Below are 12,765 nucleotides of genomic sequence, written 5' to 3'. Positions count from 1 at the left end.
CGCTGGCCCGCGCATGACATCGTCGAATATCTCAAGCTGATCGACGATCCGCTGCATCCGGTCAACGATGACGGCACCTATAACCTGTCCGAGACGCAGGCCCGCGCGATCCTCGATTTGCGCCTGCAGCGTCTGACCCAGATCGGGGTGAAGGAAGTCACGGATGAGCTCGCCCAACTGGCCGAGAAGATCCGCGAATACCTCGCCATCCTCGCCTCGCGCGAGCGGATCATGGCGATCATCGCCGACGAGCTGCGCGAAGTGCGCGAGCTCTTCGCCGTGCCGCGCCGCACCGAGATCATCGACTGGGCCGGCGACATGGCCGACGAAGACTTGATCGAGCGCGAAGACATGGTCGTGACCGTCACACAGGGCGGCTACATCAAGCGCACCCCGCTCGCCGATTTCCGCTCGCAGAAGCGCGGCGGCAAGGGTCTGTCGGGTGGCGCGCTGAAGGATGACGACACGGTCACCACGTTGTTCGTCGCCAACACCCACACGCAGCTTCTGTTCTTCACGACCGGCGGCATGGTCTACAAGATGAAGTGCTGGCAGCTGCCGCTCGGCTCGCGCCAGTCGAAGGGCAAGGCGATCGTCAACATCCTGCCGATCCCCACCGGCGTCTCAATCGCGGCGATCACGCCGGTCGATCGCGACGAGGCGGAATGGGACGACCTGCAGATGGTCTTCGCGACCTCCAAGGGCACCGTGCGCCGCAACCGCCTGTCGGATTTCACCAACGTCATGCGCAACGGCAAGATCGCGATGAAATTCGAGGACGAGAACGAAGGGATGCGCCTGATCAATGCGCGCATCTGTTCCGAGGACGACGACGTGATGCTGGTCACCGCCAGCGGTCGCGCGATCCGCTTCCCCGTGCCGGAAGTGCGCGTGTTCAACTCGCGCAACTCCGTCGGTGTCCGCGGCATCAAGCTGAAGGGCGATGACGAGGTCGTCTCGATGTCGGTCATCCGCCACTTCGAGGCCACTTCGGAAGAGCGCGTGGCCTACCTCAAGCAACGTCGCCTGATGGCAGGCGTGACCGAGGAAGAGATCGAACCCGACGAGGACGAGGAAGTCGTGGCCGAAGGTCAGCTTTCGACCGAGCGCTACGCCGAGATGTCCGCCGCCGAGGATCTGATCCTCACGATCACCTCGAAAGGCTCGGGCAAAATCTCGTCCAGCCACGACTACCCGACCCGCGGTCGTGGCGGTCAGGGCGTGACGGCGATCGACAAGGCGATGCGGGGCGGCCCGCTTGTGGCCTCCTTCCCGGTCGAGATGAGCGATCAGATCATGCTCGCCACCTCGACGGGTCAGTCGATCCGTTGCCCGGTGGAAGACATCTCCTTCCGCTCGCGTTCGGCCGGTGGCGTGCGTGTGTTCAACACCGCCAAGGGCGAGGTCGTGGTCTCGGTCGCGCGGATCGCCGATCAGGGCGATGACGACGATCTGGACCCGGAGGCCGAAGGGCCGACCGATGCGCCCGACGCGCCGGACACCTCCGAGGGTGGCGGCACGCCGGATAGCGAAAGCTGATCCCGCGCAGGCTGTTCGCAATTCTGAACGGCGTCGCAACAAGCACTAAGATCATGCCCCCGTCTGACAAGGACGGGGGCTTTTCCTTGGTAATTTAGCCTAGAGTCGAACAGATGCCGGATCGGTCGGTGTGGCATCGGCATCGGCGGCGCGCTTGAATACAGCCTCTCTCACAAGCGATAAGGCTTTCTATTTCCGGAACTTTCGATGTTGCGGTCCAGCCACGCGCCGGGCCGTTTCCATTTTTTCTTTTCTTCGATGTCCCTTCTGCGCGGAACAACCCCTGAAGCCACCCGTTGCGGTTGCACTATTAGAAACAGGGAGAGTTTCATGAAAGCCTTTGCAGACAGGCTCGGCCTACGAACCGACCCCACCATTTTTTTCGTATCAGCAGGCTTCACGATCCTCTTCGTGCTCGCGCTTGTCATCTTCCCCGGCCCGATTGGCGATGCGTTCGCCACGGGCCGTTCTTGGATTGTCACCAATCTCGGCTGGTTCTTCATCCTCGGCGTCAACATCTGGCTCGGGTTCCTGATCTGGGCCGCACTGTCGCGCCACGGCCATATCCGGCTCGGTCCGAAGGACAGCCGCCCCGAATACGGCAACCTGTCTTGGTTCACGATGCTCTTCGCGGGCGGCATCGGCACGGTGCTGATGTTCTGGGGCGTGGCCGAGCCGATCAGCCATTTCTCCAAGCCGCCGCTGCCGGGCGTCGCGCCCTATTCCGACGAGGCCGCGAAAGACGCGATCTCCATCGCGGTCTATCACCTCGGCCTGCATACCTGGACGATCTTCACGCTGCCGGGGCTTGGCTTCGCCTATTTCATCAACCGCTACGACCTGCCGGTGCGGGTCTCTTCGGTGTTCTATCCGCTGCTGAAGGAAGGCATCAACGGGCCGATCGGCAAGGCCATCGACATCGCCTCGATCCTCGGCACACTGTTCGGCGTCGCCGTCTCGCTCGGCCTCGGCTCCAGCCAGATCGCCGCCGGTCTGGACGCGCTTCTGGGCACGGGCGACGGGACCTTCGTCAAGATCGCGATCCTGACGGTGCTGACCGCCGTCGCGATCACCTCGATCGTGGCAGGGCTCGACAAAGGCGTGAAGCTCTTGTCGAACATCAATATCGGCATGGCCGTCGGCCTAATGGTCTTCGTGCTGATCTTCGGCTCGACCCTGTTCCTGCTGCGCGGGATCGTGCAGACCGTCGGCCTCTATCTCACCAACCTGCCGCATCTGGCCTTCTGGAACGACATGCTGGCCAACGAGAACCCCGACACGCCCGGCTGGGGCTGGCAGGGCTCGTGGACGGTGTTCTACTGGGCCTGGACGGTGACTTGGTCGCCCTTCATCGGGTTGTTCGTGGCCCGCATCTCGCGCGGCCGCACGGTGCGCGAATTCGTCTTTGGCGTGCTGCTGGCGCCCTCGCTCTTCACTCTGATCTGGTTCGCGATCTTCGGCTGGCAGGCGATGGAGTTCGACGGCATCGGTCAGGCCGCCCGCGATGCGATGGGCGATCAGGCGGGGCAATTGTCGCAAGCGGTCTCGGATAGCGTTCCGCTCGCGATGTTCGCCTTCTTCGAGCACTTCCCCTTCGTCCATATCGTCCAAGGCATCGCGGTGATCGTGGTCGCGATCTTCTTCGCAACCTCGTCGGACTCGGCGTCCCTCGTGGTCGATATGCTCTGCACCGGCACACCGACGCCGGGCCCGGTCCATCAGCGCGTCTTCTGGGGCGCAGCAGAGGGCCTCGTCGCGGCGATGCTGATCGTGCTCGCAGGCGATGCGGGGCTAACGGCGCTGCAACAGGTCATCACGGTCGTAGGCCTGCCGATCTTCATCCTCGTGTCGATGATGATCCCCTCGATCATAAAGGGCTTCGCGCTGGAGGATATCGACCACGTCTCGATCGGCAAGCGGCCCAAGCTGGACGATTTCTGATCGCGCGATCCCGAGGGCAGACCCTATCGAACGGCCCGGAGTGGAAACGCTCCGGGCCGTTAACCCATTAGAAAGTTTAACCCTTCCTTAAGACCCACCCGCCTGCCAAAAGAGATCAAAGCCGCAGCGGAGCATGGGCCCGAAGCGCAGCCGGCGAAGATCGGCCTTGTTCAGTTACCGCGTCACGAGGTCCGATCATGCGCCACGCTCCTGTCTCTGCCCTGCGGGGCGCCGTTTTCTGTCTCGCCGCAGCCGTCAGCGCTGGCCCCGCGCTCGCCCAAAGCGCGCTTGGCTTCACCGGGGCCGAGCTGACGATCCAGAACTCCACCGGCGACTTCGGAGCCGCCCGCGCCGATCTGAGCGCCGATTTCGCCCTGACCCAGGCGCATGGACTGCAACTCGATCTCGGCGCAAATGATGCCGGTCCGCGCTGGCGCGGCGATCTGGCGGCGCATCTCTACATGGCGCCCACGGAGCGCGCCAAATACGGGCTCTTCGCCGCCGTCTCCGACACCAGCCACGCGAGCCAGACGGCCTATGCGCTCGGCGCCGAAGCGATCTGGGCTGTCGGCGCGCGCGGCAGCGTCTCGGCACGCGCCGGGCTCGGCACCGTCAAACCCGGCAGCAACGATTACGTCTTCGCAGGCCTCGGCGGACGATGGGACGTCAGCCCGCGCACGACGCTCACCGCCGACCTTTCCGTCGTGGACATTTCCGAAGTGGCCTTCAGCACCCGCGAGACCACCGCCGCGTTCGGCATAGGCCACCGGCTGGGCGACGGCCCAGCGACGCTCTTCACCCGCATCGAGCGCGCCCATTTCACAGGTCGCCCCGAAAGCCGCGACGAGACCCGTCTCGCCCTCGGCCTCAAGTTGCGCTTCGGCCCGCGCGGCCACGGCGTGCGCAACCAGAACTTCGCGCCGATCCGCCCGCTGGACGGGCTATTTGCGCGCGGCACCTTCGCCCTGGACTGAGCATCTGCGATCGGCCTTCCCTTTTGCCGCTTTGACCACTACATGAGCGGCCATGACAGAAGAACTCCATATCGTCGGCGGTGGCATGGCGGGCTCGGAAGCAGCCTGGCAGGCGGCGAATGCCGGCATCCGCGTGGTGCTGCACGAAATGCGGCCCAAGGTCGAAACCTTTGCGCACCAGACCGGCAACTATGCCGAGATGGTCTGCTCGAACTCGTTCCGCTCGGACGATCACGAGCGCAATGCCGTGGGCCAGCTCCACTGGGAGATGGGCGCCGCGAACGGGCTGATCATGGAGACCGCGCGCAAGCACCGTCTGCCCGCAGGCGGTGCGCTGGCCGTGGACCGCGAGGCGTTTTCGCAATCCGTGACCGCGGCGCTGCGTGCCCATGAGAACATTTCCTTTACCGAAGAAGAAGTTACCGAGCTTCCTTCAAGTGGAAAATGGATCTTCGCGACCGGCCCGCTGACCTCCGAATCCTTGGGTAAAGCGATCCTGCAAGCCACCGGCGAAGAGCGTCTGGCCTTCTTCGACGCCATCGCACCCATCGTCTATGCCGACACGATCGACATGTCCGTCGCCTGGCGTCAGTCGCGCTACGACAAGGGCGAGACCGAGGAAGAGCGCACGGCCTATATCAACTGTCCGATGACGAAGGACGAATATGAGGCCTTCATCGACGCGCTGCTCGAGGCCGACAAGACCGAATTCCACGAGGGCGAAACCGCGGGCTATTTCGACGGCTGCCTGCCGATCGAAGTCATGGCCGAACGCGGGCGTGAAACCCTGCGCCACGGGCCGATGAAGCCCGTCGGTCTGACCAATGAACACGACCCGCAGACCAAAGCTTGGGCCGTGGTGCAGTTGCGCCGCGACAACGCGCTCGGCACGCTTTACAACATCGTGGGGTTCCAGACCAAGATGAAGTATGGCGCGCAAGCTGCTGTTTTCCGGATGATTCCGGGCCTTCAGGACGCCAAATTCGCGCGTCTCGGCGGCATCCACCGCAACACCTTCATCAACTCGCCGACGCTGCTCGATGCGCAGATGCGACTGAAATCGCACCCGAACCTGCGCTTCGCGGGCCAGATCACCGGCGTGGAAGGCTATGTCGAGAGCGCCGCGATGGGGCTGCTGGCCGGTCGTATGGCCGCTGCCGAACTTCAAGGCCGCGAACTGCCGCCGCCGGGACCCGAAACCGCGATGGGGGCGTTGATCACCCACATCACCGGCGGGGCCGAGGCGAAGACGTTCCAACCGATGAACGTCAATTTCGGGCTCTTCCCGCCGATCGACGCCAAGGGTGGGCGGCGTGGCCGCAAAGACCGCTACAAGGCCTATACCGATCGCGCCAAGACGGTCTTCGGCGACTGGCTGGCGCAGCAAGGAGAGACTGTATGAATTACGTTCTGGCCCTGTTTCTGCCGCCGCTTTCAATCGTGCTGATCGGGCGCATCTTCCTTGCGATCCTCATCTTCGTGATCTGGATTCCAGCGATCATCTTCTCGGGCGGGCTGACGCATCCGATGTTCATCCTGCTCGCCTGGATCCTGATCTATCAGGCGCATGCGGATCGCCGCGCGGGCGGCTGATTTGGCGGGGTGCGCGCGTCGATGATCACACGCTTCGCCCCCTCGCCAACGGGCCCGCTGCATCTGGGCCATGCCTATAGCGCAATCTTCGCGCATGACATGGCGCGCAAGGCGGGCGGCCAGTTCCTGCTGCGGATCGAAGACATCGATCAAAGCCGCGCGCGACCGCACTGGGAGGAGCAGATTTACGACGATCTGCGCTGGCTTGGGCTGACCTGGGACGGGCCGGTTCTGCGCCAATCCGACCGCTTGAACGTCTATCGCGAAGCCCTTGAAAGACTTTGGGAAAGAGACCTTCTCTTTGCCTGCACCTGCACGCGGCGCGATATCGAGGCGGCAGCCTCCGCACCGCAGGAAGGCGTGCAATACGGGCCCGACGGTCTGATCTATCCCGGCACCTGCCGCGAACGCGGCGCGCGAAAACCCGGGGCTCCGCTGCCCGACAGCGCGCTACGCCTGAACATGACCCGCGCCGCCCGCGATATCCGCTTCGACGAAGTCTGCGCGCTGCACAAAGGCAAGCATAACGTCTCCCGCGCCGATCTGATCGACAAGGTGGGCGATGTCGTGCTGGCGCGCCGCGAGATGGGCACGTCCTACCACCTCGCAGTCGTGCTCGACGATGCCGCGCAAGGCATCACCCATGTCACCCGCGGCGCGGATCTGTTCGACGCCACCCAGATCCATGTTCTGCTTCAAGCTCTACTTGAACTTCCGACGCCAACCTATTGCCATCACGAGCTAATCCGTGACGAGAATGGCAAGCGCCTCGCCAAGCGCGACGATGCCCGCGCCATCGCGAAATACCGCGAAGATGGGGCCAGCCCCGACGACATTCGCCGCATGGTCGGGCTGCCCGTTTCCTCTTGACGGAAATATCCTCCCCGAAGGGCCGCTCTCAACCTTCCATCGGCGTGAGGATCTCGACCTCCTCGCCATCGCGGATCGCGGTATAGAAGCACGAGCGCCGATTGGTGTGGCAGGCCGGGCCTTCCTGCTCGACCAGCACCAGAAGCGCGTCGCGGTCGCAATCGACCCGCATCTCACGCAGGCGCTGCACATGGCCCGAGGTCTCGCCCTTCACCCAGAACGATTTCCGTGAGCGCGACCAATAGGTTACGCGCCCTGTTTCAAGTGTCTTTGCGACGCTTTCCGCATTCATCCATGCCATCATCAGGATATCACCCGAGAGCGCATCCTGCGCGATGGCGGGGATCAAACCGTTGGCGTCATAGGTCAAGCTGGCGGGATCGAATGGCATCGGCTCTTTCCTTCCTGTGGCTCAGGTCCTATCTACGCCGGACGGGCCGAAGGGGAAAGAGATGAGCGACACCGATCTGATCAAGCTCTATTCGCAGCGTATTCTGGCGCTCGCCGCCGATATGCCGGGCACCGATCCACTCCCCGAGCCCGACGTGACCGTGCGCAAGCGCGCGCCGCTGTGCGGCTCCACGGTCGAGGTCTCGCTGACCTGCAAGGATGGCCGCGTGACCGGCTATAGCCAGACCGTCCATGCCTGCGCGCTGGGTCAGGCTTCGGCTGCGATTTTCGGGGCGCAGGTTGTGGGTCGGACCCGCGACGAGGTTGCGAAGCTGCGCGATCAGCTGGCCGAGATGCTCAAGGGCGGCCCCGTCCCCGATGCGCCTTTCGGCGAATACGAGGTGCTGCAAGCCGCGCGCGACTACCCCAATCGGCATGGCTCAATCCTGCTCGCCCCCGAGGCGACGCTCGAAGCGCTCGAGCAGTGCTGAGCCGCTAACCTCTCTCCCTCGCGATAAAAAAGCCGCCACTCGAAAGAGCGGCGGCTGAAGTTGCGCTTTACGGACAGGCGGGCCTGGGGGACAGGCGAAGCCGCAGGTTTGGGACAGGTGCGGCAGCCAAAAAGCGCGAGGCAGTAACGATGAGACAGGTCGGGCTTAGAGGAGCCCCGGCAGCCAAAGCGCCATGATGAAGCTTGCGCAAAGCGCGATGCCCCCCACGGCGTCGGCCAGCAACGTGCTGTGATTGCGGTCGAGAAGTTCCTTGATTTCCTTGGCCATCTGGCACCTCCATTCCCTCTGTTGCCTCTTTGTTCTCACAATTGACGTCGCGTGTAAAGAACTTTTTAGGAACATTTGAGAACACTGGGGGAGAACGTGGGGCGAACGGGGCTCAGCCGATGCCGATCAGACGGATCGCGCGGTCCTGTTCCATCAGCCACAGCAGCACCCGCGCCGCCTGTCCGCGCGGGCCACTTAACTCGGGATCGTCGGACAGGAGCTTGCGCGCATCCGACTGCGCCACCGCCATCAGACCGGCCTGCCGTTCCAGGTCAGCCACGCGGAATCGCGGCAGGCCCGATTGCGCCGTGCCGATCACATCGCCCGCCCCGCGCATGGCGAGGTCTTCCTCGGCGATGCGGAACCCATCCTCGCTTTCGCGCAGGATCGACAGGCGCCGTTCCGCCGTCTCACTTAGCGGGGTCTGGTAGATCATCAGGCAGGTCGAGGCCGCGGCACCGCGCCCGACTCGCCCGCGCAGCTGATGAAGCTGCGCGAGACCGAAGCTCTCGGCCCGCTCGATCACCATGATCGACGCGTTGGGCACGTTCACGCCCACCTCGATCACCGTCGTCGCGACTAGAACGCGGGTCTGCCCCTTCACGAAGGCCGCCATGGCAGCGTCTTTCTCGGCCGACGGCATCTGGCCGTGAACCAGCCCCACGACATCGTCGCCAAGCGCCGCGCGCAGCGCCAGAAAACGGTCGGTCGCAGAGCTCAGATCGACACGCTCGCTTTCTTCGACCAGCGGGCAGACCCAATAGGCCTGCCGCCCCTCGGCCACCGCTTTGCGCAGATGTTCGACCACCTCGCCCATCCGCTCCATCGCGACAAGCGCGGTCTTGACCGGCGTCCGGCCCGGCGGCTTCTCGTCCAAGAGGCTTACATCCATATCGCCATATTGCGCCAGCGCGAGCGAGCGCGGGATCGGCGTCGCGGTCATCACCAGCACGTCGACCGCCTGCCCCTTGGCGCCCAGCTCCATCCGCTGCGCGACGCCGAAGCGATGCTGTTCGTCGATCACGGAAAGCCGTAAATCCTGAAATTCCACGTCTTTCTGAAAAACCGCATGGGTCCCGACAAGGATCCCGATCGCGCCCGAGGCCAGATCGGCGAGCTTGCGCGCCCGCTCCGCCCCCTTGTCGCGCCCGGTCAGGATCTCCAGCCGGACGCCCGCCGCCTCGGCCAGCGGCGCCAGACCTTCGAGATGCTGGCGCGCGAGGATCTCCGTGGGCGCCATCATCACGCCCTGCCCGCCAGCCTCAACCGCCGTCAACAGCGCCATGAAGGCGACCAGCGTCTTGCCCGCGCCGACATCGCCCTGCAGCAGCCGGTTCATCCGCCGCTCGGAGCCCAGATCGCCCGCGATCTCGGCAATCGCGCGGGTCTGCGCGCCGGTCGGCTTGTAAGGCAGGCTCGCCAGCACCTGCGCCGAGAGCTTGCCCGTCCCGCGCGTCACGCGGCCCTTCTTGCGCCGCGACTGGCGCCGCGCGAGCGCGAGGGTCATCTGGTGGGCGAAAAGCTCGTCATAGGCGAGACGCGCGCGCGCCGGCGCGGTGGCCGAAAGATCGTCAATCTTTTCTGGGTGATGCGCCGTTTTCACCGCATCCTGCCAGTCGGGCCAGCCCTCGCGGCGCTTGAGCGCATCGTCGATCCATTCCGGCAGGTCGGGCGCGCGCGCCAAGGCCCCCTCCGCCGCCTTCGCCATCAGCTTTTGCGTGACGCCCGCGGTGAGCGGATAGACCGGCTCGAACCGGGGCATTTCGTCCGCATTCTCAGGCGGAAGGATGTAATCGGGATGCACGATCTGCGCCTGCCCGTCATATATCTCGAGCTTGCCCGAAATGATCCGCCGCGCCCCGTTGGGCATCTGTTTCGCGAGCCAGTCGCCGCGCGCCCGGAAGAAGACCAGCGTGATATCGCCCTGCGCGTCATGGCACAGAACCCGATCCGGCGCGCCTTGTTTGCGCGCGGGGCTATGAACGCCGATGGTCACTTCGACGGTGACGGTGGTGCCCGCGGGCACGCCTTGCACGGTCGCGACAGGGCGGCGATCGATCACCGAATAGGGCAAGGTGAACAGCACATCGCGCGGGCGGGTGATCCCCAACCCTTCGAAATGCTTGGCCGTTTTCGGACCGACGCCCGCAAGGCTGTCGAGCTCGGCGAAGAGCTCGAAAAGCTCTGCGGGCCGCGTGCTCATGCGCCCCCCGCGAGCGCAATCCATTCATCCTCATCGATGACGCGGATGTTCAACTCGGCCGCTTTCTTGGCTTTCGAGCCCGCGCCGGGCCCTGCGACGAGCAGGTCGGTCTTGGCGCTGACCGAGCCCGAGACTTTCGCACCAAGCGCCTCGGCGCGCGCCTTCGCCTCGGCCCGCGTCATCTTCTCCAGCGTGCCGGTGAAGACGACGGTGAGGCCCGAAACCGGACTGTCGGATTTCGGCTTCTCGGCCTCCTCGACACTCAGATGCGCGGTGAGACGGTCGATCGAGGCGCGCTCGGCCTCTTGCTGGAAGGTCGTCACGACCGAGGTCGCGAGCGTCTCGCCGACCCCGTCGATCGAGATCAGGTCGTCCCATTCCGGGCCCTGCCCGCACTCGGCCTGCGTCATCGCGGCCTCGAACGCGTCCCAAGTGCCGTAATGCGTGGCGAGCATCCCGGCGCTGGTCTCGCCGACATGGCGAATGCCGAGCGCGAAGATCAGGCGTTGCAGCGGGATCGTGCGTTTCTCGGCGATCGCGGCAAAGAGATTGCGCGCGGATTTCTCGCCCCAACCCTCGCGGTTCTTGAGTTGCTGGAGGCCCTGACCGTAGCGCTCTTCCAGCGTGAAGATGTCGGCGGGCTCCTTGATCCAGCCATCCTCGTAGAATTGCTCGACCTGTTTCGCGCCCAGACCTTCGATATCGAACGCCGCGCGGGAGACGAAATGTTTCAGCTTTTCCACGGCTTGCGCGGGGCAGATCAGCCCCCCCGTGCAGCGGCGCACCGCGTCGCCCTCTTCGCGGATCGCCTCGGAGCCGCAGCGCGGGCAATGGGTCGGAAAGTCGTAGGGCACCGCATCGTCGCGACGGCGCGTGAGGTCCACATCGGCGATCTTCGGGATCACGTCCCCCGCGCGATAGACCTGCACCCAGTCGCCGACGCGGATATCCTTGCCGCCGCGGATCTCGGCGCCCTTGGAATCGCGCCCGGCGATGTAATCCTCGTTATGCAGCGTCGCGTTCGAGACGACGACGCCGCCCACGGTCACCGGCGTCAGCCGCGCGACCGGCGAGAGCGCCCCGGTGCGACCGACCTGAATGTCGATCCCTTCGAGCTGCGTCCAGGCAAGCTCGGCAGGGAATTTATGCGCGATCGCCCAACGCGGCGTGGTGGAACGGAAACCGAGGCGGCGCTGCAGCGCGAGGTCGTTCACCTTGTAGACGACGCCGTCGATATCGTAGCCGAGCGTGGCGCGCCTGGCCTCGATCTCGCGGTAATGGGCGAGCATATCGGCAGGGCCGTCGCAGAGCTCCGTCAGCGGATTGGTCTGGAAGCCGAGCGATTGCAGCCGCGCGATGGCGTCGATCTGGGTCTCGGCCAGCGGCGCGGACAGCTCGCCCCAAGCATAGGCGAAGAATTTCAGCGGGCGCGACGCGGTGACTTTCGGGTCGAGTTGGCGGAGCGATCCGGCGGCGGCGTTGCGCGGATTGGCGAAACGCTTTTCGCCCGCGGCCTCGTTGCGGGTGTTGAGCGCCTCGAAATCGGCATGGCTCATATAAACCTCGCCGCGGACTTCCAGCACGTCGGGCGCATCCGCGATCGACGTCGGAATGTCGTCGATGGTGCGGGCGTTTTCGGTGACGTTTTCGCCAACCGCGCCGTCGCCGCGCGTGGCCGCGTGGATCAGCTTGCCGTGTTCGTAGCGGATCGACAGCGACAGACCGTCGATCTTCGGCTCGGCCGTGTAGTTGAGCGGGGCATCCGTTTTCAGGCCGAGGAAGCTGCGGATGCTCTCGTCGAATTCGGTCACGTCCTCGTCGGAGAACGCGTTGGCGAGGCTCATCATGCGGACGGCATGGGTGATCTTGCCGAAGCCTTCGGCCAGCTGCCCGCCCACCTGTTCGCTGGGCGATTGGTCTGATTTCAGCGCGGGGAATTTCGCCTCGATCGCCGCGAGCCGCTGCTTGAGCGCGTCATACTCCGCATCCGAAATCTCGGGCGCGTCATGGGTGTGATAGGCAGTATTGGCCGCCGCGATCTTCTCGATCAGCTCGGGCAGCTCGGCGCGGGCCTCGGCCTCGCTCAGCGCGTCGATCTCGGTGCGGCTTGGCTCGGACATAAAAAGACCCCCTCGTGCTGACCTTGGTTTAGGCAAGCGCCGAGGGGGCGTAAAGAGCCGTGACGACGGAGATCATCGGCTTTCGGGACGTCAGGCACCCATAGCGATGCGACGTTCCAACTCGGACGGGTCGGGATCGCGCAGCACATAGCCGCGGCCCCAGACGGTTTCGATGTAATTCTCACCCTCGGTGGCGTCGGCGAGCTTCTTGCGCAGTTTGCAGATGAAGACGTCGATGATCTTCAATTCGGGCTCATCCATGCCGCCATACAGATGGTTCAGGAACATCTCTTTCGTCAGGGTCGTGCCCTTCCGGAGGCTGAGCAGTTCGAGCATCTGATATTCCTTGCCGGTCA

13 protein-coding genes are annotated in these 12,765 nt (G+C 64.6%); 7 read left to right on the top strand and 6 right to left on the bottom strand.

Annotation, left to right across the window (positions count from 1 at the left end; all coding sequences use genetic code 11):
* Positions 1-1,539 (top strand): DNA gyrase C-terminal beta-propeller domain-containing protein (locus B3D39_RS13635; protein WP_286789798.1); only part of this gene is annotated, 1,539 nt, incomplete at its 5' end.
* Positions 1,540-1,709: 170 nt separating this feature from the next.
* On the opposite strand, the gene B3D39_RS13630 is transcribed toward B3D39_RS13635, so the two are convergent.
* Entirely contained in the window at positions 1,710-1,871 is a 162-nt protein-coding gene (locus tag B3D39_RS13630) for a hypothetical protein (protein ID WP_274962785.1), read from the bottom strand.
* Here B3D39_RS13630 and B3D39_RS13625 point away from each other — a divergent pair.
* From B3D39_RS13625 to gluQRS, 5 genes are all read left to right on the top strand, one after another.
* Positions 1,870-3,480 (top strand): BCCT family transporter, encoded by a 1,611-nt coding sequence (locus B3D39_RS13625; protein ID WP_274962786.1) that lies wholly within the window; start codon positions 1,870-1,872, stop codon positions 3,478-3,480. The genes B3D39_RS13630 and B3D39_RS13625 overlap by 2 nt on opposite strands.
* A 197-nt stretch (positions 3,481-3,677) precedes the next feature.
* Positions 3,678-4,454 carry a hypothetical protein gene (locus B3D39_RS13620; protein WP_274962787.1) on the top strand — a complete coding sequence of 259 codons (777 nt, stop codon included), beginning with the start codon at positions 3,678-3,680 and terminating at the stop codon, positions 4,452-4,454.
* Positions 4,455-4,506: 52 nt separating this feature from the next.
* Positions 4,507-5,856 carry a methylenetetrahydrofolate--tRNA-(uracil(54)-C(5))-methyltransferase (FADH(2)-oxidizing) TrmFO gene (gene trmFO, locus B3D39_RS13615; protein WP_274962788.1) on the top strand — a complete coding sequence of 450 codons (1,350 nt, stop codon included), beginning with the start codon at positions 4,507-4,509 and terminating at the stop codon, positions 5,854-5,856.
* The gene (locus B3D39_RS13610; RefSeq protein ID WP_274962789.1) at positions 5,853-6,047 is read left to right on the top strand and encodes a hypothetical protein; all 195 of its coding nucleotides are present in this window, start codon (positions 5,853-5,855) and stop codon (positions 6,045-6,047) included. Before trmFO ends, B3D39_RS13610 begins: the two co-directional genes overlap by 4 nt.
* Positions 6,048-6,068: 21 nt before the next feature.
* A complete protein-coding gene (gene gluQRS / locus B3D39_RS13605) occupies positions 6,069-6,917 on the top strand; it encodes a tRNA glutamyl-Q(34) synthetase GluQRS (RefSeq protein WP_274962790.1) in 849 nt (282 codons plus the stop codon).
* Between the two features lie 28 nt (positions 6,918-6,945).
* On the opposite strand, the gene hisI is transcribed toward gluQRS, so the two are convergent.
* Positions 6,946-7,308 carry a phosphoribosyl-AMP cyclohydrolase gene (gene hisI / locus B3D39_RS13600; protein WP_274962791.1) on the bottom strand — a complete coding sequence of 121 codons (363 nt, stop codon included), beginning with the start codon at positions 7,306-7,308 and terminating at the stop codon, positions 6,946-6,948.
* Positions 7,309-7,369: 61 nt separating this feature from the next.
* Here hisI and B3D39_RS13595 point away from each other — a divergent pair, with 61 nt between their 5' ends.
* Positions 7,370-7,798 carry an iron-sulfur cluster assembly scaffold protein gene (locus B3D39_RS13595; protein ID WP_274962792.1) on the top strand — a complete coding sequence of 143 codons (429 nt, stop codon included), beginning with the start codon at positions 7,370-7,372 and terminating at the stop codon, positions 7,796-7,798.
* Positions 7,799-7,963: 165 nt separating this feature from the next.
* Here the strand turns inward: B3D39_RS13595 and B3D39_RS13590 are convergent, their stop codons facing one another.
* The 4 genes from B3D39_RS13590 to B3D39_RS13575 form a co-directional block, all read right to left on the bottom strand.
* Entirely contained in the window at positions 7,964-8,086 is a 123-nt protein-coding gene (locus tag B3D39_RS13590; RefSeq protein WP_255266459.1) for a hypothetical protein, read from the bottom strand.
* 112 nt (positions 8,087-8,198) lie between these two features.
* Positions 8,199-10,289, bottom strand: a complete 2,091-nt coding sequence (recG, locus tag B3D39_RS13585) for an ATP-dependent DNA helicase RecG (RefSeq protein WP_274962793.1) — start codon at positions 10,287-10,289, stop codon at positions 8,199-8,201.
* Positions 10,286-12,409 (bottom strand): NAD-dependent DNA ligase LigA, encoded by a 2,124-nt coding sequence (gene ligA / locus B3D39_RS13580; protein ID WP_274962794.1) that lies wholly within the window; start codon positions 12,407-12,409, stop codon positions 10,286-10,288. The genes recG and ligA overlap by 4 nt, the downstream gene beginning before the upstream one ends.
* A 90-nt stretch (positions 12,410-12,499) precedes the next feature.
* The coding region (locus B3D39_RS13575; RefSeq protein ID WP_286789797.1) for a winged helix-turn-helix domain-containing protein at positions 12,500-12,765 on the bottom strand (266 nt) is incomplete at its 5' end.

It is taken from the genome of Thioclava sp. UBA3469 (assembly GCF_002378135.1).
In the GTDB taxonomy this organism is placed as follows: domain Bacteria; phylum Pseudomonadota; class Alphaproteobacteria; order Rhodobacterales; family Rhodobacteraceae; genus Thioclava; species Thioclava sediminum.
Note: the sequence above shows the minus strand (reverse complement) of the source record. Positions and strands in the feature narration are given on the sequence as shown.

What these genes read in the sequence shown, in the direction of transcription:
- B3D39_RS13630 (WP_274962785.1), bottom strand. Translation starts at nt 1,871, where the DNA reads ATGAAACTCTCCCTGTTTCTAATAGTGCAACCGCAACGGGTGGCTTCA.
- ligA (WP_274962794.1), bottom strand. Translation starts at nt 12,409, where the DNA reads ATGTCCGAGCCAAGCCGCACCGAGATCGACGCGCTGAGCGAGGCCGAG.
- B3D39_RS13610 (WP_274962789.1), top strand. Translation starts at nt 5,853, where the DNA reads ATGAATTACGTTCTGGCCCTGTTTCTGCCGCCGCTTTCAATCGTGCTG.
- gluQRS (WP_274962790.1), top strand. Translation starts at nt 6,069, where the DNA reads ATGATCACACGCTTCGCCCCCTCGCCAACGGGCCCGCTGCATCTGGGC.
- B3D39_RS13590 (WP_255266459.1), bottom strand. Translation starts at nt 8,086, where the DNA reads ATGGCCAAGGAAATCAAGGAACTTCTCGACCGCAATCACAGCACGTTG.
- B3D39_RS13625 (WP_274962786.1), top strand. Translation starts at nt 1,870, where the DNA reads ATGAAAGCCTTTGCAGACAGGCTCGGCCTACGAACCGACCCCACCATT.
- hisI (WP_274962791.1), bottom strand. Translation starts at nt 7,308, where the DNA reads ATGCCATTCGATCCCGCCAGCTTGACCTATGACGCCAACGGTTTGATC.
- B3D39_RS13595 (WP_274962792.1), top strand. Translation starts at nt 7,370, where the DNA reads ATGAGCGACACCGATCTGATCAAGCTCTATTCGCAGCGTATTCTGGCG.
- trmFO (WP_274962788.1), top strand. Translation starts at nt 4,507, where the DNA reads ATGACAGAAGAACTCCATATCGTCGGCGGTGGCATGGCGGGCTCGGAA.
- B3D39_RS13620 (WP_274962787.1), top strand. Translation starts at nt 3,678, where the DNA reads ATGCGCCACGCTCCTGTCTCTGCCCTGCGGGGCGCCGTTTTCTGTCTC.
- recG (WP_274962793.1), bottom strand. Translation starts at nt 10,289, where the DNA reads ATGAGCACGCGGCCCGCAGAGCTTTTCGAGCTCTTCGCCGAGCTCGAC.